The following is a 19,920-nucleotide window of genomic DNA, read 5'->3' as shown; positions in this document are numbered from 1 at the left end:
GTATAGGCCTTGACGATGCCGAGCACATAGCCGGTCGAATTGGGGCCGAGGCCGGAGCCCGAAGCCGCCGTGCCGCTCACGGTGTTCGACGAGGTGACGAAGGGATAGGTCCCATGGTCGACATCGAGCAGCACGCCCTGTGCGCCCTCGAACAGGATCTTGGCACCCGCACGGCGGACTTTCTTGAGGCGCTTCCAGACGGGCTGGGCGAACCTGAGCACGAACGGCGCGATCTCGCGCAGTTCCTCGAGCAGCGCGGCGCGGTCGACCGGAGGCTGGCCGAAACCGGCGCGCAGCGCGTCATGGTGGGCGCAGAGGCGATCAAGCTGCGGCTCGAGCGTGTCGAGATGTGCTAGGTCACACACGCGGATCGCGCGGCGGCCGACCTTGTCCTCGTAAGCCGGGCCGATTCCGCGTCCGGTGGTGCCGATCTTGCCCTTGCCCGCCGCCGTCTCGCGCAGCCCGTCGAGATCGCGGTGGAGCGGCAGGATCAGCGGGCAGTTGTCGGCCACGGCGAGATTGTCGTCGGTGATGCTGACGCCCTGCCCCTCGACCTTGGCGACCTCGTCCCGCAGGGCCCAGGGATCGAGCACCACGCCATTGCCGATCACCGACAGCGTGCCCGAGACGATGCCCGAGGGCAGCAGCGAGAGCTTGTAGGTCTTGCCGTCGATCACCAGCGTGTGGCCGGCATTGTGCCCGCCCTGAAAGCGCACCACGGCATCGGCGCGGCTGGCAAGCCAGTCGACGATCTTGCCCTTGCCCTCATCGCCCCACTGGGCGCCGATCACGGTGACGTTGGCCATTGCTATCCTTTGCGGGTGGTGACGGTTCTTTTTGGCGGCGCGGGGCCTAGGCGTTTGGGCGTGGGAGAGCAAGGGCGCGCGAAGGGTTTGGCAGCGGGCTGCGTTGAGGGGCACAGGAACCACAAGGATGCCGCTCATGAACACCCCCGCCAAGCTCGTCCTCGCCGCCGCAGCGCTCGCCGCGCTCGCCACCCCGATCCTCGCCCAGCAGCGCCCCGGCGGGGGCGAGCGCCTGCCGAAGGAGTGCCGCGCCGAGATCGTCAAGCTGTGCGGAACCGACCGCAGCCAGATGCGCACCTGTCTCGCCGAGAAGGCGAGCCAGCTTTCCGAAGGCTGCCGCAGCGAGCTGCGCGCGCGGATGGAGCAGCGCCGCCAACAGGGCGCTGGCGGAGGCGCGGGTGCGGAGGCCGAGGGCGCCAAGGCCCCGCCGCCGCAGACGCTCTCCTACGGCAAGGACAGCCTCCAGGGGATCGACCTGTGGGTGCCCGACGGCGCGAAGCAGGCGCCGCTCGTCCTGTTCGTCCATGGCGGCGGGTGGAAGCGCGGCAGCAAGAACAACGCGACGGGCCGCGCGATGCCCGCTCACATGCTCGAACAGGGCTACGCCTTCGCTTCCATCGACTACCGGCTGGTGCCGAAGAACACGGTCGAGGAGCAGGCCGCAGACGTCGCCGCCGCGCTCGCCCATCTGCTGAAACGCGCCGACGCGCTCGGCATTGATCGTGCCCGGGTGGTGCTGACCGGGCACTCTGCGGGCGCGCATCTGGTGGCGCTGGTGGGGACCGACGAGCGCTATCTGAAGAAGGCTGGCCTTAGCTTTGCCGACATCGACGGGGTGATGCCCAATGACGGCGCGGCCTATGACGTGGCCACCCAGTTCACCATGGCCGGGCCGCGGATGAAGGAAACCTACGAACAGGCCTTCGGCACCGATCCGGCGCGGCAGAAGTCGCTCTCGCCGATGCGGCAGGCGGGCGCGCCCAATGCGCCGGCCTTCCTGCTGCTCCATGTCCAGCGGGCCGATGCGGTCGACCAGTCGCAGCGGCTGGCCGAGGCGCTCAAGGCCGGCGGCACGGCGGTCGAGATCGCGGGCTTTCCCGGCGATGGCCTGCGCGGCCACATGGAGATCAACCGCAAGCTCGGCCAGCCCGACTACCCCGCCACCCCGGTGATGGACGCGTGGCTGAGGAAAGTGCTGGGTTGAGGGAGCCCGCTTACCCGCCACCGGCCTGTCCCGGGGTCCCGCTCCCTTGAGCTCTGGTCCGAGAAAGCGGGGTCCCGGGTCCCCGGCCTACGCCGGGGCAGGCAGGCCCGGGAAGGGGAAGATTGGAGTGCGGCCGCCTGCTTGTTCTCAACCGCCGTTCGGTCCCGTCCCGCAAGGCCCCTTGCGAAAGCTGACATCCTTCACATAGGGACGGTCGGCGACGCCGCGTTCGGGCGCCCCTTCGATTGTCAGCACATCAAGGCAGCGGTCCCCGCGCCGGAACGCCATGTCGCAATAGCCCATCCCCGTGCCCGAGCAGTAGTCGATCTCGGGAAAGTCGGAACAGGTGGTATCGCCGGTCCGCCCCCGCCGCAGTCCTCGCCTGCGGGTATCCATCCCATCCCGAGGATGACCTCGCGCGCTTCAGGATAGGTCATGTCCTCGAGCCGCACCGCCTTGGGGTCGCGATCGGGATAGAGGTTGCCGTTGTAGCTCTCGGCCATGCCGCAGGCCTCGGCATCGCCCTTGTTGCACTGGTCGTAGTAGCACGCCTTGGCGTTGTCATAGCCGCCGTTTCGCTCGTCTCCGCAGTCGACCGGGGTCGCGGCGGAGGAGGCGTCGGCTGGCGCAGGAGCGGTGCTCGCGACTACGGTGGGCCGGCTCGTCGGCGGCGTGTCGGGGGCGCGTTCGTCCGCGCCGGCGCAGGCCGCAAGGAGCAGGGCAAGGATGAAAGCGCCGCGCCGCATGGCTCATCCTACTAAAGCAAAATCAGAAAGCTAGCCGGGCCTTAGACCCCTACACCGCCGCGATGACGTCGATCTCGACCATCAGTTGGGGCAGCGCGAGGCCCTTGACCTCGACCGTCGTGTCGGCGGGGTATGGCGGGGTGAACCAGCGTTTGCGGGCCTCAAGGATGGCGGGGAAGTTCGCCATGTCGGTGAGGTAGATGGTGGCCTTGACCACCTTGGAAAGATCGCTGCCGCCCGCGGCCAGCACCGTCTCGATATTGGCGAAGGTCTGGGCGAGCTGCGCGTCGAAGTCGCCCGCGCCGACGATGCTGCCGTCCGGCCCGATGCTCGCCTGGCCGGAGAGGAACAGGAGGTCGCCGACCCGCCAGCCCGGCGCGATCAGGTAGGGCGCGAGCGGGTCATTGGCGAGCGCTATCGGGGTCGGTGCTGAAGGCATGCGCGTGGTCATCGGACGTCCTCCAGAGCGACTGGCTCTGTACCCTGCAGGATGTAGCCGCAGCCCAGCATTGCCGGGTCTTCGCCCTCGCCGAGCTGCGCAAGGGTGCGCCAGCCCTCGAACCGCAGGGTTGCCGCTGCCGCGCGGTCGTGGCCGAGGGGGAGGTAGCAGGTGCGGGCCCCCTCGGGCTGCGGCGCGATGTCGGCGAGCCGGTCGAGGTAGAGGGTGAAGCCGGTCGCGGGCTCCTCGCTGCCGGCGATGCGGTAGGTGCCGCCCCGCCCGGCTGCGCGGCGCAGGCCTTCGGCATAGAGAGTGAAGCCGAACCACGACTGGTATTCGAAGCCGTGGCGCTCGGTCGGGTCGAGGGTAATGGTGGCGGCGTCACCGACGGCGGCGGCGATGGCCTCGAGCCCGTCGAGCCGGGACTTGAGCGCGCCGCCCGCATCCACTTCGCGAAGCGCGGGCAGAGCCGCCTCGAAGGGCCCGGTGGCGTAGAGCAGCGGCAGGTAGGCGCCCCCCTCTGCGGCCTTGAGCCCGCCTGCGTCCTTGGTGTCGAGCTCGCGCCGCACCGCCTCGCGCGCCTCTGGGGCGAGCGGGAAGGCCTTTTCCGCGAGCGTATCGACCAGATCCGGGAGCGTGAAGTCGACCGCGATGCCGGTGAGGCCTGCGGCCTTCAATGCCTCGACCGCGAGCATCACCACCTCGGCCGCCGCCGCCACGCTGTCGGCGCCGATCAGCTCGGCCCCCAGCTGAAGGCGTTCACGTGCGGGGTCGAGCTGGCTCGCCTTGATGAGCACGGTGTCGCCGCAATAGGCGAGCCTGAGCGGGCGCGGGGCGGCAGCGAGGCTGGTCGCAGCGATGCGGCCGACCTGCGGGGTGATGTCGGAGCGCAGCGCGAGGGTGCGCAGGGAGGCGGGGTCGACGAAGCGGAACATCGCGCTGGTCTCGCCCACGGTAACGCCCGCCATGCGGCCGACCAGCGAGGCCTCGAACTCGAGCAGCGGCGGGCGCACGCGGTCATAGCAATGGGCGTCGAGCACATCGAGGCAGGCGCGCATCATCGCGATGATCCGCGCGGCCTCGGCGGGCAGGCGGTCCTCGAGGCCTTCGGGGAGGAGGTCGTTGGGTTGGGTCATTGCCCCTCGCGCTTAGCGGGTGATGGGCGCGGGGTGAAGGGCCAAGCGCCGAATGCCGCCCTCCCGCCAGAGCGCTGATCCGGCCCGCGCAGACGGGCCGCAAGCGCGAATGCGCGCCGGCCGAAAGGCCGCCCCCTCGGCGCAGGAGGCTGGCGCAGCCAGCCTCCTGCGAGAGATCAGAACGCCAGAGCCTTGACCAGCTTCACGCCTTCGACCTTCTCGGCCTCGGCGATCACTTCGGGGGTCAGGGCTTCGTCGAGGCTCAGCAGCAGCACCGCTTCCCCGCCCGCTTCGCGGCGACCGAGGTTGAAGGTGCCGATGTTGATCCCGTGGCTGCCCAGCAACGTCCCGATGCGGCCGATGAAGCCCGGCTTGTCGTCGTTGACGATGTAGAGCATGTGGCCCGAAAGCTCGGCCTCAATGCCGATGCCGAAGATTTCCACCAGACGCGGCGCCTCGGTGCCGAACAGCGTGCCGGCGACCGAACGCGGGCCCTGCGCGGTTTCCACGGTGACGCGCACCAGCGTGTTGAACGCCCCGTCGCGGTCATGCCGGATCTCGCTCACGTCGAGCCCGCGCTCCTTGGCGAGGAACGGCGCGTTGACCATATTCACCGTGTCCGAATAGCGGCGCATGAAGCCCGCCAGCACGGCAGCGGTGATCGGCTTGCCGTTGAGTTCGGCCGCCGCGCCCTCGCGCTCGATCCCGATCTGCGTCAGGTTACCGTGGGCGAGCTGGCCGACAAGGCTGCCGAGCTTCTCGGCCAATGCCATGTAGGGCTTGAGCTTGGGGGCTTCCTCGGCGCTCAGCGAGGGGACATTGAGCGCGTTGGTGACGCCGCCGTTGACGAGGTAGTCGGCCATCTGCTCGGCGACCTGCAGCGCGACGTTGACCTGCGCTTCGGTGGTCGATGCCCCAAGGTGCGGGGTGCAGATGAAGTTGGGCGCGCCGAACAGCGGGTGGTCGGCAGCGGGCGGCTCGGTCTCGAACACGTCGAGCGCGGCGCCGGCCACCTGCCCGCTTTCGAGGCACTCCTTGAGGGCCGCCTCGTCGATCAGCCCGCCGCGCGCGCAGTTGATGATGCGGATGCCCTTCTTGGCATTCTCGAGCCGCTCGCGGCTGAGGATGTTGCGGGTCTCGTCGGTCAGCGGGGTGTGCAGCGTGACGAAATCGGCGCGGCTCAGCAGCGTGTCGAGATCGACCTTCTCGATCCCGAGTTCGATCGCGCGGTCTTCGGTGAGGAAGGGATCATAGGCGATCACCTTCATCTTGAGGCCGAGCGCGCGGCTGGCGACAATCGAGCCGATATTGCCCGCCCCGATGAGACCGAGCGTCTTGCCGGTGACCTCGACGCCCATGAAGCCGCTCTTGGGCCACTGGCCCGCCTGCGTCTGGGCATTGGCTTCGGGCAGCTGCCGCGCGAGCGCGAACATCAGCGCGATGGCGTGTTCGGCGGTTGTGATCGAGTTGCCGAACGGGGTGTTCATCACCACCACGCCCTTGCCGCTGGCATAGGGGATGTCGACATTGTCGACACCGATGCCGGCGCGGCCGATGACCTTGAGATTGGTCGCGGCATCGAGGATCGCCTTGGTGACCTTGGTCGAGGAACGGATCGCAAGGCCCTCATACTCGCCGATGCGGGCAATCAGCTGCTCGAGCGTTTCGCCGGTGATCACGTCGACATCGCAGCCGCGCTCCTCGAAGATGCGCGCGGCGTTGGGGTCCATCTTGTCGCTGATAAGAACTTTGGGTCGGGTCATTTCGAATACCTTCCACTCGTCATCCCGGGCTTAAGCCGGGATCGCGCGCAAATCGCGCATTGGGAACAGGGGAGAGCGGCCCCGGCACGATCGCCGGGGCGACGCAAATCGGACGGCCTCAGCCGTTCTTGACCTTCTCGTAGGCCCATTCGATCCACGGCAGCAGGCGCTTGATGTCCTCCTGCTCGACCGTCGAGCCGCACCAGATCCGCAAGGACGGCGGCGCATCGCGGTAGCCGTTGAAGTCAAAGCCGACATTGCGCTCTTCGAGCAGCTTGACGATCTTCTTGGGCACCGCCGCACGGTCTTCGGCCGAGAGGCTTTCGTACCAGTCGCCCTCGAAGACCATGCACACGCCGGTGTTGGTCTGGAGCGCGGGGTCGGTGGCCATGTTGCGCAGCCACGGGGTGGCCTCGATCCAGTCCTTGACCAATTGCGCATTGGCATCGGCCCGCGCGATCAGCGCCTTGCGTCCGCCGATCGACTTGGCCCATTCGAGCGAGGCGATGTAATCCTCGGTCGCCAGCATCGAGGGGGTGTTGATCGTCTCTCCCTCGAAGATCCCGCGGTTGAGCTTGTCGCCCTTCTTCATGCGGAACAGCTTGGGGAGCGGCCAGGCGGGGTCGTAGCTCTCGATCCGCTCGATGGCCTTGGGGCTGAGGATCAGCATGCCGTGCTGGGCTTCCGAGCCGAGCACCTTTTGCCACGAATAGGTCGTGGCATCGAGCTTGGCCCAGTCCATCTCCATCGCGAAGATCGCGCTGGTGGCGTCGTTGATCGTCACACCCTCGCGGCCCGCTTCGAGCCAGTGGGTGTTCGGGATCTTCGCGCCCGAGGTCGTGCCGTTCCAGGTGAACACCACGTCGTTGCGCTGGGGGATGGTGGTAAGGTCGGGGATCTCGCCGTAATCGGCGGTGAGGACCTGGAGGTTGGGCAGCCTCAGCTGCTTGACCGCGTCCTGAATCCAGACATTGCCGAAGCTCTCCCACGCGGCGACCGTGACGGGGCGCGCAGGGTCGAGCATCGCCCACATCGCGGCCTCGATCGCCCCGGTATCGGAGGCGGGCATGATGCCGATCAGGTAATCGTCAGGAATGCCGAGCAGTTCGCGGCTCAGGTCGAGCGCATACTTCAAGCGCGCCTTGCCGAGGCTCGAACGGTGCGAGCGGCCAAGCGATTCGGTCTTGAGCTTGTCCAGCGACCAGCCGGGAAATTTTGCCGTGGGGCCCGAGGAAAAGAAGGGGCGCTCAGGCTTCAGCGAAGGCTCATGTGCGAGCCCGCGAACGTAGTCAGTCATGTATTCTCTCCTTGCAGAGAGCTCGCGCGGCGTTGGGACCGCGTGGCCCGAGGGCGGCTTTAGAGAGGCGGGGGGAGGAGTCAATGAATATCGGCGCTTGTCGAAAATCCCCCGCAGGCGAAGGCGCAACCTCCCTCTCGCAAAATCCGCCCCGCTCGCCTAAGGGGGCGGCTCCATGGACATTTCAGACCTCCGCATTGCCCTGTTCAGCGGCAACTACAACTACACCCGCGACGGGGCTAACCAGGCCTTGAACCGCCTCGTCGGCTCGCTGCTCGAAAAGGGCGCGAAGGTGCGCGTCTATTCGCCCAAGGTCGCCAATCCCGATTTCGCCCCGACCGGCGAGCTGGTCGGCGTGCCCAATGTGCCGATGCCGGTGAAGGGGCGCGGCGAATATCGCCTGCCGACCCGGCTGGGGAGCGCGGTGAAGCGCGACCTCGAGGCATTTGCGCCCGACATCATCCACCTCTCCTCGCCCGATCCGGTCGCGCACGGCGCGCTGCGCTGGGCGCGGGCGCGGGGCCTGCCGGTGCTCGCCAGCGTCCACACCCGCTTCGAGACCTATCCGCGCTATTACAACATGGCCTTCCTCGAGCCGCTGATCGTCAAGGGCCTGAAGCGCTTCTACAACCGCTGCGACGCGCTGGTCGCGCCTTCGCAGTCGATGATCGACGAGCTGACCGCGATGGGCATGCACACCCGCATCGGGCTGTGGAGCCGGGGCGTCGACCGCACGATCTTCTCCAGCGCGCGCCGCGATCCCGACTGGCGGCGCAGCCTGGGCCTTGCCGATGATGAGGTGGCAATCGTCTTCCTCGGGCGGCTGGTGATGGAGAAAGGTCTCGACGTCTTCGCCGAGACCGCCGCGCAGCTCAGGGCAGCGGGCGCCCTCCACAAGGTGCTGGTGATCGGCGACGGCCCGGCGCGCGGCTGGTTCGAGGCGAACCTGCCGGGTGGCATCTTCGCAGGCTTCAAGACCGGCGAGGCGCTGGGTCAGGCGCTCGCCAGCGGGGATGTGTTCTTCAACCCCAGCGTCACCGAGACCTTCGGCAACGTCACGCTCGAAGCCATGGCGAGCGGCCTGCCGGTGGTCGCAGCTGGGGCAACCGGCAGCGCGAGCCTCGTTGCAGATGGTGTGACCGGACGGCTGGTCGCACCCTCGGGCAGCATGAAGGCCGACGCCGCAGCCTTCGCCGCGGCGCTCGCGCCCTATTGCAGCGATCCGGCCCTGCGCGCGGCGCACGGTGCCGCGGGCGAGACACGCGCCTGCGAATATTCGTGGGAGGCGATCAACGCGGTGGTCGCGGACACCTATGTCCAACTGGTCGAGGAACGGCGCAAGGCGTAGTTTGCCGCCCTACCGCTCCGCTACTTGATGGCGTTTTTGTCGCCCTACCGCTCCGCTACTTGAGGGCGCGCCTGGCTATATCAGCACCCCTGCCTTCGCCATCGCCCGCGCGTAGAACAGCAGGAACAGCGTCACCACCCAGATCGCCACGTCGAGCACCGGGGCCTGCATGTCGGCCGGCACGTTGAGCACCACGTGGTTGCCGAAAGTCGTGCCGACGAGGCCGATCGTGGCCACGACCATCGCCGCGACGGCCCATTTCGAGCGCGCCAGCAGCAGCAGCGATCCGGCAAGGGCACCCCACACGCCCAGCGCCCAGAAAGCGGTGATCCACGCCGGGTAACTCTCCATGAAAGCGATCTGGCTGGGGGTCAGACCCATCTCGGCCAGCATCCCGAGCTTGGTCGTCAGATAGCTGACGATCCCCATCGCGTTGAACAGCAGCGTCACCACGCCGACCACCCACAGGTGCCACGGCGTCGCCGTGCGGCTTGCGGTCATCTCAGTCATGGGCTTCCCCTCCCCCATCCGCTGCGACCCGGACGGGGGAGAGAATATGCCCTTGTTGCGCTCACCGCAACGACGGTGTCACTGCCCCTTGGCCGAGGGTCAGAGGCGCTCGATGCGCTTGGCCATCTCGTCGATCATGTCGACGATCTCGTTGATGGTGCGCTCGTCGAGCTTGCCCGCGCGGGCGCGGTTCTTGAGCACCGAACCCAAGTTCCCCATCGCGCGGAACAGGTCGTGCGAGCGGACCGTGGTGGTGCGTTCGCCATGCCGGCCGAGGCGGCCCATCAGGCCTTCGACTTCGCCCTGACGGGTCTCCAGTTCCTCGCGGCCCTGCGCGGTGGCGGCGAAGGGCTTCTTCGCACCCTCGGCCTCGGCCTCCTCGATCGCGCCTTCGTCCTCGAGCAATTGCAGCGTCGGATAGACCGCGCCGGGGCTCGGGGCATAGGCGCCGCCGGTCATCTCCTCGATTTCCTTGATCAGCTCATAGCCGTGACGCGGACGCTCGGCGATCAGCGCGAGCAGCGCGAGGCGCAGTTCGCCCTGGGCGAACATCCGCCCGCGGCGACCGCGGCGGCCGGGAAATTCTTCGGCGCCCTCGCCTTCGGGGCCGCGCGGGCCTTCCTCGTCCCAGCGCGCACGCGCCTTGAAGCCGGGGCCGGCGAAATTCATATTCCCGTTCATTGCCATCATCGCCATCGTCTCGGCGAACTTCTCCCAGCCGCCGCCGCGGCCATACCGGTTCCAGGTCATGTGCGTTCCTCCTCGGATATATCTACGATAGGCCCAAGATATATCTTAGACCTATCTTTGCAAGGATCCCGGCAGCGGAGAGTTTCCTTTTCCGCTGGGTGGCCTATCCCGACCGACGAATGACTGACCTGTTCGGACAAGACGCCCCAGAGGCCCCGCGCAATGATGGGCGCGACGCCCCGGGCGATGACGCACCGCTCGCCGACCGGCTGCGCCCGCAGACCCTTGGCCAAGTGGTCGGGCAGGAACACTTGACCGGCCCGGCAGGCGCGATCGGGCGGATGGTGGCGGCGGGCCGCCTTTCCAGCATGATCCTGTGGGGGCCGCCGGGGACGGGCAAGACCAGCATTGCCCGACTGCTCGCCGATGCGGTTGGGATGCGCTATGCCGCGATCAGCGCGGTGTTCTCAGGGGTAGCCGACCTCAAGCAGGCCTTCGCCGAGGCCGAGAAGATGGCACGCGCGGGCCGCAAGACGCTGCTCTTCGTGGACGAGATCCACCGCTTCAACCGCGCGCAGCAGGACGGCTTCCTGCCCTATGTCGAGCGCGGCGTGGTGACGCTGGTGGGCGCGACCACCGAGAACCCGAGCTTCGCGCTCAACGCCGCGCTGCTCTCCAGAGCGCAGGTGCTGGTGCTGAACCGGCTCGACGAGGGCGCGCTGGCGGCCTTGCTGGCAAAGGCGGAAGGTCTGGAGGGCCCCCTCCCCCTCTCCCCCGAAGCCCGCGCCGCGCTGATCGCGCAGGCCGATGGCGACGGGCGGTTTCTGCTCGGGCAGACGGAAACGCTCTATGCGGCCGGCCTTGCCGAACCGCTCGATCCGGCGGGCTTGGGCAGTTTCCTCCAGCGCCGGGTAGCAGTCTACGACAAGGACCGCGACGGGCATTACAACCTCATTTCCGCGCTCCACAAATCGGTGCGCGGCAGCGATCCGCAGGCCGCGCTCTACTGGCTGGCGCGGATGCTGGTGGCGGGCGAGGAGCCGCTGTTCCTCGCAAGGCGGCTGGTGCGCATGGCGGTGGAGGATATCGGCATGGCCGATCCCCATGCGCTCCCCCAATGCATGGCCGCGATGGAGGCCTACCGCTTCCTCGGCTCGCCCGAGGGGGAGCTCGCACTGGTTCAGGCTTGCCTCTACCTCGCATGCGCGCCCAAATCGAACGCGGTCTACATGGCGCAGAAGGCGGCATGGAAATCGGCTAAGGAGACTGGCAGCCTGATGCCGCCGATGAACATCGTGAACCCCGCGACCGGGCTGATGGAGAGCCTCGGCTACGGCAAGGGCTACACCTACGACCACGACACGCCCGAGGGCTTCTCGGGCGACAATTACTGGCCCGAGGGGATGGAGCGGCAGGAGTTCTATACCCCGGTCGAACGCGGGTTCGAGCGTGAGGTCAGGAAGCGGCTCGATTATTGGGACAAGCTGCGCGGGGAGCGGGGATGAGGCGCTTCGCGCAATTCCTCGCGGTCGACTGGTCGGGCGCCAAGGGGCCGCGCCAGAAGGGCATTGCCGTGGCGCTCGCCAAGGCGGATGGAGGGCCCCCGGCCCTGCTCGCCCCGCCCGACCCGAAGGGCTGGGCGCGGGGCGAAGTGCTGGCGCTGATCGGCGCGCTCAAGCTGCCGACACTGGTCGGGCTCGATCTCGGCATTTCGCTGCCGTTCCACGATGCCGGAGCCTTCTTCCCCGGGTGGGACGCCAGCCCCGCCGATACGCGCGGTCTTTGGGCACTCATCGACAGGTTGTGTGCAGGTCATCCCCATCTCGAAGCGGGCGGGTTCCTCACTCATCCCGAGGCCGCGCGCTATTTCCGCCACGGTGCGGGGGCGACGGGGGATCGCTTCCTGCTCCCCGGCGCGACAAGCCGCGAAGGCCGCTTCCGCATCGCCGAGGCCGCGCAGCGCCAACAAGGCGTGCGGCCGGTGAGCAATTTCAACCTCGTCGGCGCCGCGCAGGTCGGCAAGTCGAGCCTGACGGGCATGCGGATGCTCCACCGTCTCGGCGGACTGGTGCCGGTCTGGCCGGTCGATCCCCTGCCGGACGAGGGCTCGGTGATAACTGAGATCTACACCTCCATGGCCGCCCGCCTCGGCGGAGTGACGGGAACCGCGACCAAGCTGCGCAGCTACGAGGGGTTGAACGATGCGCTGGACGCGCTCGGCTCGCCGCCGGTCACGGGCGCGGGGAGCATCGGCGATCATGCCTCCGACGCCCTGCTGACCGCCGCGTGGCTGCGCCGCGTCCACACGGCGCGCGACCTGTGGCACCCCGAAGGCCTCACCCCGGAGGTGGCGCGCACCGAAGGGTGGACTTTCGGCGCGCTCTAGGATTATGGGCCGCAGGACGGAAAGCCGGCTTAGCTCAGATGGTAGAGCACCTGATTTGTAATCAGGGGGTCGCGGGTTCGATCCCTGCAGCCGGCACCGTTTTTGTCGCAAAGATAGGCAACCCTGCCGGTCGGTCGAACCACCGCCTTATCGGGTAAACTTCCCAAAGCGCGCGTCCGATCACGCGTTCGCCCGAGAGGCCAATCATCCGCAATCCCTCACGACTGAAGTCGGCAATGGTGAAATCGGAATTCAGCACCGCAAATCCCTCGCCCATTCGGCTGAGAATGCGGTGCAGCCAGGTTTCATGGAACTGAGTGTCCAGCGCCTCGGAAACTAGTCGGCAGCACTCGCTAAGCACTGATCGCGCGAGGCCTGTCCCAGTTACGCGGAACGGGGGCGGCTGGCGAATTTCCGCTTGTGGCAAGAAAACCAAGGAAGGTGATCCGCTTATTCTGGGGTCGCGCAGCCGGTCGTCGGACCGCAGGGCTTGTTAGGTGAGGCGATTGACCGCGTCAGGATTGTCGTCGCAGCGCTAGCATTTCGCGGGCTTTGCGCTGAGCTCAGACGCCGTGCGGATCGCCGGAATATCCGCAGCCCTCCGAATACAGACTTAGGTGCTTTCCTCAGAGGCGCTGGCTTGAGATTACAGCTCCTAGCCCACGCCGCGATGGCCTGGATCGCAAGCACGGACTGTGGCTGGCCGTTTGCGCTGCAGCGAATGAGGACACCCGAGATGCGTGCCGTATCCATCCTTGCCTTCATTCTGCTGACCGCATGCTCGAAGGAGGCTGCGGTCAATCGCGGCCTGGTGGACGCCGGCATTGCATCTCCTGCAGCCAGCTGCATGGCTCGTGAGATGTCCAAACGCTTGTCGGCGGAGCAATTGCAGAAACTGAACCGCGCGGCGGACGGCAGCGGGAAACGGCTGGTCGACATGTCCGCCTCCGACTACATTGCCTCAGCCCGAAGAGTGGGTGACGCCGAAGTGGTCCTCGTCACAGGCGCCGCCGCAGTCTATTGCGACGCCCTGTAATCGGACCGCTGCATCCAACGGCATTCTTTGGCGCCTACCTGGTGCGGTCCGGAACGAAGAGATCCGCCGCTACCTCATCCCCTCCCGGATGATCTCGAGCGCGCGCGCCGGCTCGTCCCAGATCAGATAGTGTCCACTGTGGTCGAACCAACGCAGGCTCGCGCCGGGAAACGCCGCCTTCGCGCGCCGCGCCTGCGAAGGAAAGCAGAGGCGGTCATGGCGGCCCCAGCCGATCGTGACCTTGGGCGTGGAGGGGGCCGCCGGGCCCTCCTGCATGGGAGCTGCGGCCAGATCGATGACGAGCGGGTTGAAAGTGGAAGTCGCGGTGAAGCTGACGAGCTCTGCTTCCACGTCGTCGCCATCAAGCGCCCAGGGCCGCGCAGACAATTGTGCCAATACAGCCGAGCGCGTGACCGCGGTGTGTGCAAGGCCGGGCACGAAGCCCTTGAGCAGCCGCAAGGCCGAGACGGAGGAAAGCAGAGTCCACTGAAGGAATGCGCGCTCCCAACCGGCCCAGAAGCCACCGGGGCTAAGCGCCACGACCGACCCGGCACGACCGCGGCGTGCCAGTTCGAGGACAAGCCGGCCACCGAGCGAGAAGCCGACCATGTCCACTCCGTTCAAGCCTTCTGCCTCAAGGAAGCATTCAAGGTTTCCGACAAGTCCGGCGAAAGTCTCGCAATCTTGCTCCGGCTGCGACTGACCGTGGCCTGGCAGATCGACGGCAATAATAGTGCGCTCGCTGATCAGCGGCGGCAGCAAGGGACGCCAGACGCGGCTGCTGCTGCCGATGCCGTGCACCAGAAGAAGCGGCCTGCCTTGGCCTTGAGATGAAAAATGCACGCTGATCTCCATGTCGTTGATGCGGCGGCACACCACGGGCAAAAACCTTGCGTGCGGCACCAATGTTCCAATTTCTCGCCGCGCTGCGCAGGTATCGAGCATGAGCCGCGCCATGGGCGCTGACCTCACAAACCAGGCGGAAACCGCAGCACAAGCACGAGCGCAGGCAAACATCTTCGCTGCTTCACGAACCGCCGCTTGCGCGGGAAGCAGTTGTTCAGGTGCGCGACGCCGCCCGGCATGAAGGTCCAAGGACCTTCCGGCCGCTGCAGACCCAGATCCGGTTTTTGAAGAAGCCGACAACTGCTTGGGGAACCGCTCATTGGCCCTCCGCATGACTGCCGCAGCGAGAACTGCTTCACTTGTCGAAACCTGGTTATCGGCAGCGGCTTGATCGAGCTCCAGTCGCCGATCGGCGCGGTGGCGAACCGCGAAAGATTTCGGAGAGCGGCGACCCAGACTAAGTTCGAAACTCGACTTTCGTCCGAACGCTCACCATCAGCGCCAATCGAGCCGCATCCCAATTGGTAAGGCGCACGCAGCCGTTGCTCTGTGTCCTCCCGATCGCATCGGGCGCGGGGGTGCCGTGTATACCGTAGTGCTCTTTGCTGAGGTCGATCCACACCACGCCGACGGGACCGTTCGGGCCAGGCGGCAATTGTCGTTTCGCTTTGCTGTCGGGTACGCCCTTGAGCAATTCAGGATTGAAACTGTAGGTCGGGTTGTACGCGACGCCCTTCACCTGCCAGTCGCCGATCGGGAGCGGATCTTGCTGCGATCCGGTGGTAACGGTGAACATCGCCACCAGCCTGTCCTCAACGTCGTATGCCTTGAGCCAGCCTGCGGATTCGTCCACCCTGATGCGGGCGACTTCAGGCTGCTGACTGCCGACGCCGAGTGAACGCAAGGTTGCGAGCCAGTCCCGATCGTCGATCGTAGCGGCAGCGATCGCGTCGGCGCCGACATTTGGCACGCGGACTTGCTGACCGGGCGTGAACTGCATCTTCGCGGCAGGACCGGGAGAGGGTGCCGGCGAGGCGTTGGCGGCGACACCACTCCCGGGCTCTGCCGGGCGCCCGCCGGGGTTTAGCCGAGCCAGCACCACAGGCGTGGTGTGGAAGCGCTCGGCGAGCCGTTCGGCAAAGCTTTCATATCCGAGCCTCGGCAGCTGCGCCCGCTCGGCCACGTCTTCGGGAAGGGGGGTGTAGGTTGTCTCAGCCCATGACGCGGGGATTGTCACCACGCGCGTTGCAGGGATGTTGCTCCATTGTTCCAGCGCCGCGCGCGTCGCCTCGTCGAACTCGCCCGTGATCGGCAATCCGCGCGACTCCTGGAAGCCTCTCAGCGCATTGGCGAAGGACTGGCTGGGCTCTCCGTCGATCACCCCTGTCCCAAAGCCGAGCCTTTCGAGCACGACTTGCGCCTGCATGACCGGACGCGCCTCGGCGTCGGGCGGCCCGGCATCGGCGTTCTGGCCGGGAGCGGGATCACGGGAGGCCATGCTGTCGGGCCCGGCATCGCGATCAGCCGTTTCGGTCGCATCGGGGCTGCCCTGATCCTCCGCCTCGAAAGTGCAGGCAACCGGGGCGAGCAGGCACAAAGCCAGAGCGGCACGAGAAAGGGTGGAGCGCATCGATGGTCCTTGAATTGCAGATCGGTCAGTTGGCTGCGGCCAGCACCCAGTTTCGGGCCTCGATGATCTCGGAAGCATCGAAGGCGCGGGAATCGAGCGGCAGGATCGATCCGAAGCTTTCGACCGCCGCAGCGGCAATCGCGGGCGCGCCGACCACGGCGTAGCGGCTGACCGGCCCGATTGATCGGACGCTGGTGAGAAATCCCTCGGACGAAAGAAAGGCACCCAGTTCGAACGTCTCGGTCTTGCGCAGATCGAGCAGGAGTCGGAGCTCGCTGTCTTGCTCGATGGCATCCTTGACGACTTCGGCCATCCCGACGACCTGCGCGTGATCCAGCGTGCGTTCGAATTCGAACAGGATGCAAGTGGCACCGTCGGCATGGATCTTGTCGAACTTCACGTGGTCAGTCCTCGAGGTTGAATAGGCAAGGCAAGGGTTGGCCGCCATTGTGGCTCTGCGGTCTGCGATCTGGCGGCTGGGCTTGGCCGAACGGGCGATCTTCGCCGCAATCAGAGCGGATGTAGACTGCGGGGTATGGCCTAATTTCCCCCGTCCTCGCTCGCGGGTCTCTAACGTAGCATGGTAACCTGACGAAGACGGCGGCGCCCCATGTCCATGTTCCGCAAAGAACATTAAAATCAGTCTATTATCCTAGTATACGCCAAGATCATCCGGCGTGAGGGGGCGTCAGTTGGGCGCTTAGTCCGCCTCATCGCTGGCGGGTGGGTTACAGTGTGAACACCACACAACGCAGGAGTCCCAGGATGACCAGTCAATCCCAGAATCCCTCCGCCAGCGAGGGGCAGCAATCCGGCATCACCGAGGAGCTGAAACAGGATGGCAGCCGCCTCGCGGACGATGTGATGTCGCGCGCGAAGCAAGAGGCCGAAGGGCGCAAAAACGAGGCGGCGGATCTCGCCGGTTCGGCTTCCAGCGCCCTTGATACCGCGGCCCAGGATCTGCGCGAGAACGCCGACGTGCCCGACTGGATGGCGTCGGCTTTGCAGCAGGCCGCCCGCAGCATCGAAGGGCTCGCCAGCCACATCCAGGGACGCAGCATCGATGAACTCGGGGAAGAGGTCTCCGAGTTCGCCCGTCGCAATCCGGGCACATTCCTCGCCGCCTCGGCCGCCATCGGGGTCGCCGCTTCGCGCGTGCTGAGCGCTGGCGTCGACAAGAAGCGGCACAATCAGGGCGCACAGGGCGGCGGCAACCAATCCGCAGGCGGCGGCTCCGGCGATTCCACGGACTGGCCAGCGGACGAATACGTCAGGCCGACCTCCGAGGGCGGATATGAGCCCGCATTCTTCGGCAGCGAAACCGGTGGCCAGGAGACGATACGATGAACGACCAATCGCGCGGTCCCTCCTCTCCGGGTGCGCCACGTGGAGAGGGCGGGGATCATAACATCGTCGACCTCGTCGGTCGGTTGACTCAGCAAGGTGCCCATCTCGCCAGCGAGCAGGTCAGCCTGATGCAGGCCGAAGTCCGCGAAGCCACGAAGGACATCAAGGCTGCGGTCGCGGCAATTGCAGCCGCTGCAGTGTTCGGGATCGCCGGGCTCGGCGTGCTGCTGATGGGCATCGCCTATTATGTCGGTGACGCGCTCGATGACGTTCCGCTTGGAACCGTGTTGGTCGGCGCCGCGACGCTGGTTCTGGCCCTGATCCTCTACGTCGGTGCCCGCAAGAAGGTCGATGCAACCAACCTCAAGCCCGAGCGCAGCATCGAGACCATTTCCAACACGCCCGCTGCCGTGACTGGTGGCGTTCCCAACTCAGGAGCACAATAATGGCCGTTACCACAGATCAACGCAGCCCTGACGACATCGAACGTGACATCCGGGCGACCCAGGCCGAGATGAACCAGACTGCGCGGCAGCTCGAAGGCGAGTTTTCCCCGCGCAACATCATCGACAGCCTGCTCGACAAGGCCGGACAGAACGGCGTCGACAGCCGCTATCTGACAGACGTCGCACGGCGCAATCCGATCGCGCTGGGGATGATCGCGATCGGCGGGCTATGGCTCGTCAGCGACGCTGACGCGCGCCCTTCGGCGATGAAGCTGCCGATGGGCTCGTCCAACAGCAAGTCGCGCAACCGGACCGGCAGCGACGATGGTTGGCATCCCGAGCACCGAAACTATGTCGAGCACATGTCGCGCTGCGAACGCCAGCCGGACGAGGATGACCTCGCCTATCGCCGCCGCCGCGACCACAGCCGCGCGAGCTACCTCATGATGGAGCAGGGCCATGACGAGGACGAGGGCTCGTTCCGCCAGCGGCTCGATGAGGCGACCGAGAAGATGCGCCGTCAGCGCGAGCAATGGGGCGAAAGCGCACAGACGATGGTGGGCAATTCGCGCGACCGGGCCCGGCACATGATGGACGATGCGCGCGGATTCTACTTCGGCAGCCCGCTGCTGAGCGGTCTGGCTGCGGCCTTCGTCGGAGCTGTCGCCGGATCGGCGCTACCGGCGACGCGCACCGAAGAGGAGTATGTTGGCAGCTGGGGTGAACAGGCGCTCGATGCCGCTGGTGCCAAGGCGCGCAAGGCTGGCGAGCAGGTTCGGCAGCGCAAGGATGACATGCTGGACCGCGCCGAGGACAGTCTCGCTGCAAGGTCGCACCAGGGTGGCCAGCAGCACGATGGCCAGCCCGAGCGTAACGACCAGAGCAGTCAGCAGAACCAGCAAGACGAGCGGGACCAGCCGTCCGCCGACGACGGCGGCAACGACCGGGCAGCGCGCTTTAACGAACAGGTTTGACGCTTGGGAGAACGCGGCGCGGTGGTCAGGTAATACCGCGCCGTCGCCGCCCACTTGCCTTGCGGGGCTCTCCGAAAAAGCGGGCAGCTTGGGTAGCGGCCGCAATCCGCACTTCCCACCTCTGGCGTGTCCGCTTCCGTCAATACTTGCCGTTCGACACGACATTTCAGCCGGCAGATTTGCCCGAAACTCGGCCATTGGGCTCCAAAGGTAACCTCGTCCGCTTTCAAACGACCGGCCAGCGACCCGCATAGGCCGATTAGAAGACGGAAAGCTGACGAGCCGAATCGAGTCCGCGACAGGGCAGTGTCATTGCTCGCGACTTTTGTCGCAGCCCGCTATCGCTGACCGATCCTGGCCGATTGGCGCGCCGCGCGGGCGAGCGCGGCGAGGCGGGCCTTGCTGGCGGAAGGTCCGGAAAGGGCAGCCACCAGTTCGACCTTGCGGGTGGTGCCGCGCAGGTAATTGACCGTCACGCGCCGGACATAATGGCCGAGGTCGGGCGCATAGTCCCACTCGCGCTGTTCCAGCAGGCGCATGGTGGTGGGAGAATAGCGGTCGCACTTGACCGGGATCGCCTCATATGTGCCCGCCGCAACCGTAAAGAGCTTCAGCTTGCCCGTCTTGCACACCCACAGGCTGACCGAACGGCGCGATGCGGCCTGGGAATTGGCCTTCGTCTCGGTCACCACCCGGAAGCGCGCGGACTTGCCTCCACCCTTGCCGGACCCGATCGGCCAGAGCGCATCGGGATTGCCATGCACCTCGCGCCGCCCGGTCGCGCGCCCGCTGCGCCATTCCAGCACCGGTACCACGAAATTGCGGCTGCGCTTGTACCTTGCTCCGGACAGACCTGCCCAGGTCATGCGCATCTCGCCTGCTTCGACGACCCGTTCCACCCGGCCATCGGAGAAGACGAAGGCATCGCCGGGCTCGTATTCCGGGAGCGGAACGGGGGCCGGAACAGCGACGGCGGCAGCGCTGGCCAGCGCGGCGGCGAATATCGGCACGCCCCAGCTCACTGTTTGTCCCCGATCAGACCCGCGCCATAGATCGGATCGCGCCCGCGCGGGCCAAGATCGCGGGCCTCTGCCTCGAGCGCGCGGATCGCCTTCTGGGCGGCGGCGGGATCGGCCTTGCCGAGCTGCCGCGCCAGCCGCGCTGCGACCAGCGGCGCGGCAAAGGAGGTGCCGGTGGCGTCGCGCACCTCGCCCTTGGCGTCGATCGCCGGGACGGCCACGCCGCGTGCGGCGAAATCGACATGCGCACCGCGATTGGCGTAGCGATAGACCCGGTTCTGGGCATCGACCGCCGTC

22 protein-coding genes and 1 tRNA gene are annotated in these 19,920 nt (G+C 66.8%); 9 read left to right on the top strand and 14 right to left on the bottom strand.

Annotation, left to right across the window (positions count from 1 at the left end):
• Nucleotides 1–806, bottom strand: an 806-nt coding sequence (locus NBV68_RS07770) for an adenylosuccinate synthetase (protein ID WP_296308569.1), incomplete at its 3' end; no start/stop codon positions are given.
• 136 nt (nt 807–942) lie between these two features.
• Here NBV68_RS07770 and NBV68_RS07765 point away from each other — a divergent pair.
• On the top strand, nt 943–2,010 hold the full coding sequence (locus NBV68_RS07765; protein WP_296308567.1) for an alpha/beta hydrolase: 1,068 nt from the start codon (nt 943–945) through the stop codon (nt 2,008–2,010).
• A gap of 248 nt (nt 2,011–2,258) precedes the next feature.
• On the opposite strand, the gene NBV68_RS07760 is transcribed toward NBV68_RS07765, so the two are convergent.
• The 5 genes from NBV68_RS07760 to NBV68_RS07740 all read right to left on the bottom strand — a co-directional run bounded on the left by NBV68_RS07760 (nt 2,259) and on the right by NBV68_RS07740 (nt 7,391).
• Entirely contained in the window at nt 2,259–2,756 is a 498-nt protein-coding gene (locus tag NBV68_RS07760; protein ID WP_296308565.1) for a hypothetical protein, read from the bottom strand.
• Nucleotides 2,757–2,805: 49 nt separating this feature from the next.
• Nucleotides 2,806–3,195: a RidA family protein gene (locus NBV68_RS07755; RefSeq protein WP_296308564.1), complete on the bottom strand. Its 390-nt coding sequence runs from the start codon at nt 3,193–3,195 to the stop codon at nt 2,806–2,808.
• An 8-nt stretch (nt 3,196–3,203) separates the two neighbouring features.
• Nucleotides 3,204–4,331: an ATP phosphoribosyltransferase regulatory subunit gene (locus NBV68_RS07750; RefSeq protein ID WP_296308562.1), complete on the bottom strand. Its 1,128-nt coding sequence runs from the start codon at nt 4,329–4,331 to the stop codon at nt 3,204–3,206.
• Between the two features lie 176 nt (nt 4,332–4,507).
• Nucleotides 4,508–6,094, bottom strand: coding sequence for a phosphoglycerate dehydrogenase (serA, locus tag NBV68_RS07745; RefSeq protein WP_296308560.1), 1,587 nt, complete (start codon nt 6,092–6,094; stop codon nt 4,508–4,510).
• A 118-nt stretch (nt 6,095–6,212) separates the two neighbouring features.
• Nucleotides 6,213–7,391 (bottom strand): phosphoserine transaminase, encoded by a 1,179-nt coding sequence (locus NBV68_RS07740; protein WP_296308558.1) that lies wholly within the window; start codon nt 7,389–7,391, stop codon nt 6,213–6,215.
• A gap of 175 nt (nt 7,392–7,566) precedes the next feature.
• Here NBV68_RS07740 and NBV68_RS07735 point away from each other — a divergent pair, with 175 nt between their 5' ends.
• Nucleotides 7,567–8,739, top strand: coding sequence for a glycosyltransferase family 1 protein (locus NBV68_RS07735; RefSeq protein ID WP_296308557.1), 1,173 nt, complete (start codon nt 7,567–7,569; stop codon nt 8,737–8,739).
• Nucleotides 8,740–8,814: 75 nt separating this feature from the next.
• On the opposite strand, the gene NBV68_RS07730 is transcribed toward NBV68_RS07735, so the two are convergent.
• Complete coding sequence (locus NBV68_RS07730; protein WP_296308555.1) at nt 8,815–9,249, bottom strand: hypothetical protein; 435 nt, start codon at nt 9,247–9,249, stop codon at nt 8,815–8,817.
• A 99-nt stretch (nt 9,250–9,348) separates the two neighbouring features.
• The gene (locus NBV68_RS07725) at nt 9,349–9,999 is read right to left on the bottom strand and encodes a helix-turn-helix transcriptional regulator (RefSeq protein ID WP_296308554.1); all 651 of its coding nucleotides are present in this window, start codon (nt 9,997–9,999) and stop codon (nt 9,349–9,351) included.
• 119 nt (nt 10,000–10,118) lie between these two features.
• Between NBV68_RS07725 and NBV68_RS07720 the strand changes: the two genes are divergently transcribed.
• From NBV68_RS07720 to NBV68_RS07710, 3 genes are all read left to right on the top strand, one after another.
• A complete protein-coding gene (locus tag NBV68_RS07720) occupies nt 10,119–11,444 on the top strand; it encodes a replication-associated recombination protein A (RefSeq protein ID WP_296308553.1) in 1,326 nt (441 codons plus the stop codon).
• On the top strand, nt 11,441–12,325 hold the full coding sequence (locus NBV68_RS07715; RefSeq protein ID WP_296308552.1) for a hypothetical protein: 885 nt from the start codon (nt 11,441–11,443) through the stop codon (nt 12,323–12,325). The genes NBV68_RS07720 and NBV68_RS07715 overlap by 4 nt, the downstream gene beginning before the upstream one ends.
• A 23-nt stretch (nt 12,326–12,348) precedes the next feature.
• A tRNA-Thr gene (locus NBV68_RS07710) sits at nt 12,349–12,421 on the top strand.
• Here NBV68_RS07710 and NBV68_RS07705 read toward each other — a convergent pair.
• Entirely contained in the window at nt 12,387–12,686 is a 300-nt protein-coding gene (locus tag NBV68_RS07705; protein WP_296308551.1) for a PAS domain-containing protein, read from the bottom strand. The genes NBV68_RS07710 and NBV68_RS07705 overlap by 35 nt on opposite strands.
• Nucleotides 12,687–13,061: 375 nt before the next feature.
• Between NBV68_RS07705 and NBV68_RS07700 the strand changes: the two genes are divergently transcribed.
• A complete protein-coding gene (locus NBV68_RS07700) occupies nt 13,062–13,361 on the top strand; it encodes a hypothetical protein (protein WP_296308550.1) in 300 nt (99 codons plus the stop codon).
• Nucleotides 13,362–13,430: 69 nt separating this feature from the next.
• On the opposite strand, the gene NBV68_RS07695 is transcribed toward NBV68_RS07700, so the two are convergent.
• The 3 genes from NBV68_RS07695 to NBV68_RS07685 all read right to left on the bottom strand — a co-directional run bounded on the left by NBV68_RS07695 (nt 13,431) and on the right by NBV68_RS07685 (nt 16,237).
• Nucleotides 13,431–14,318: an alpha/beta fold hydrolase gene (locus NBV68_RS07695; protein WP_296308548.1), complete on the bottom strand. Its 888-nt coding sequence runs from the start codon at nt 14,316–14,318 to the stop codon at nt 13,431–13,433.
• 346 nt (nt 14,319–14,664) lie between these two features.
• Nucleotides 14,665–15,837 (bottom strand): L,D-transpeptidase family protein, encoded by a 1,173-nt coding sequence (locus NBV68_RS07690; protein WP_296308546.1) that lies wholly within the window; start codon nt 15,835–15,837, stop codon nt 14,665–14,667.
• Between the two features lie 25 nt (nt 15,838–15,862).
• Nucleotides 15,863–16,237 carry an STAS/SEC14 domain-containing protein gene (locus tag NBV68_RS07685; protein WP_296308544.1) on the bottom strand — a complete coding sequence of 125 codons (375 nt, stop codon included), beginning with the start codon at nt 16,235–16,237 and terminating at the stop codon, nt 15,863–15,865.
• Between the two features lie 365 nt (nt 16,238–16,602).
• Here NBV68_RS07685 and NBV68_RS07680 point away from each other — a divergent pair, with 365 nt between their 5' ends.
• From NBV68_RS07680 to NBV68_RS07670, 3 genes are read left to right on the top strand one after another with little or no spacing between them, the layout of a single operon-like run.
• Complete coding sequence (locus tag NBV68_RS07680; protein ID WP_296308542.1) at nt 16,603–17,184, top strand: hypothetical protein; 582 nt, start codon at nt 16,603–16,605, stop codon at nt 17,182–17,184.
• The gene (locus NBV68_RS07675; RefSeq protein ID WP_296308540.1) at nt 17,181–17,630 is read left to right on the top strand and encodes a phage holin family protein; all 450 of its coding nucleotides are present in this window, start codon (nt 17,181–17,183) and stop codon (nt 17,628–17,630) included. Before NBV68_RS07680 ends, NBV68_RS07675 begins: the two co-directional genes overlap by 4 nt.
• Nucleotides 17,630–18,604, top strand: coding sequence for a DUF3618 domain-containing protein (locus tag NBV68_RS07670; RefSeq protein WP_296308538.1), 975 nt, complete (start codon nt 17,630–17,632; stop codon nt 18,602–18,604). Before NBV68_RS07675 ends, NBV68_RS07670 begins: the two co-directional genes overlap by 1 nt.
• Before the next feature lie 338 nt (nt 18,605–18,942).
• On the opposite strand, the gene NBV68_RS07665 is transcribed toward NBV68_RS07670, so the two are convergent.
• The gene (locus NBV68_RS07665) at nt 18,943–19,614 is read right to left on the bottom strand and encodes a hypothetical protein (RefSeq protein WP_296308537.1); all 672 of its coding nucleotides are present in this window, start codon (nt 19,612–19,614) and stop codon (nt 18,943–18,945) included.
• A gap of 8 nt (nt 19,615–19,622) precedes the next feature.
• A partial coding sequence (locus NBV68_RS07660) for a S8 family serine peptidase (RefSeq protein ID WP_296308536.1) occupies nt 19,623–19,920 on the bottom strand: 298 nt, incomplete at its 5' end.

It is taken from the genome of Erythrobacter sp., from assembly GCF_023653175.1.
GTDB lineage: Bacteria > Pseudomonadota > Alphaproteobacteria > Sphingomonadales > Sphingomonadaceae > Erythrobacter.
Note: the sequence above shows the minus strand (reverse complement) of the source record. Positions and strands in the feature narration are given on the sequence as shown.

Bases quoted from the DNA above. Each gene is read 5' to 3' on its own strand.
- NBV68_RS07765 (WP_296308567.1), top strand. From the start codon at position 943: ATGAACACCCCCGCCAAGCTCGTCCTCGCCGCCGCAGCGCTCGCCGCG.
- NBV68_RS07760 (WP_296308565.1), bottom strand. From the start codon at position 2,756: ATGCGGCGCGGCGCTTTCATCCTTGCCCTGCTCCTTGCGGCCTGCGCC.
- NBV68_RS07755 (WP_296308564.1), bottom strand. From the start codon at position 3,195: ATGCCTTCAGCACCGACCCCGATAGCGCTCGCCAATGACCCGCTCGCG.
- NBV68_RS07750 (WP_296308562.1), bottom strand. From the start codon at position 4,331: ATGACCCAACCCAACGACCTCCTCCCCGAAGGCCTCGAGGACCGCCTG.
- serA (WP_296308560.1), bottom strand. From the start codon at position 6,094: ATGACCCGACCCAAAGTTCTTATCAGCGACAAGATGGACCCCAACGCC.
- NBV68_RS07740 (WP_296308558.1), bottom strand. From the start codon at position 7,391: ATGACTGACTACGTTCGCGGGCTCGCACATGAGCCTTCGCTGAAGCCT.
- NBV68_RS07735 (WP_296308557.1), top strand. From the start codon at position 7,567: ATGGACATTTCAGACCTCCGCATTGCCCTGTTCAGCGGCAACTACAAC.
- NBV68_RS07730 (WP_296308555.1), bottom strand. From the start codon at position 9,249: ATGACTGAGATGACCGCAAGCCGCACGGCGACGCCGTGGCACCTGTGG.
- NBV68_RS07725 (WP_296308554.1), bottom strand. From the start codon at position 9,999: ATGACCTGGAACCGGTATGGCCGCGGCGGCGGCTGGGAGAAGTTCGCC.
- NBV68_RS07720 (WP_296308553.1), top strand. From the start codon at position 10,119: ATGACTGACCTGTTCGGACAAGACGCCCCAGAGGCCCCGCGCAATGAT.
- NBV68_RS07715 (WP_296308552.1), top strand. From the start codon at position 11,441: ATGAGGCGCTTCGCGCAATTCCTCGCGGTCGACTGGTCGGGCGCCAAG.
- NBV68_RS07700 (WP_296308550.1), top strand. From the start codon at position 13,062: ATGCGTGCCGTATCCATCCTTGCCTTCATTCTGCTGACCGCATGCTCG.
- NBV68_RS07695 (WP_296308548.1), bottom strand. From the start codon at position 14,318: ATGGCGCGGCTCATGCTCGATACCTGCGCAGCGCGGCGAGAAATTGGA.
- NBV68_RS07690 (WP_296308546.1), bottom strand. From the start codon at position 15,837: ATGCGCTCCACCCTTTCTCGTGCCGCTCTGGCTTTGTGCCTGCTCGCC.
- NBV68_RS07680 (WP_296308542.1), top strand. From the start codon at position 16,603: ATGACCAGTCAATCCCAGAATCCCTCCGCCAGCGAGGGGCAGCAATCC.
- NBV68_RS07675 (WP_296308540.1), top strand. From the start codon at position 17,181: ATGAACGACCAATCGCGCGGTCCCTCCTCTCCGGGTGCGCCACGTGGA.
- NBV68_RS07670 (WP_296308538.1), top strand. From the start codon at position 17,630: ATGGCCGTTACCACAGATCAACGCAGCCCTGACGACATCGAACGTGAC.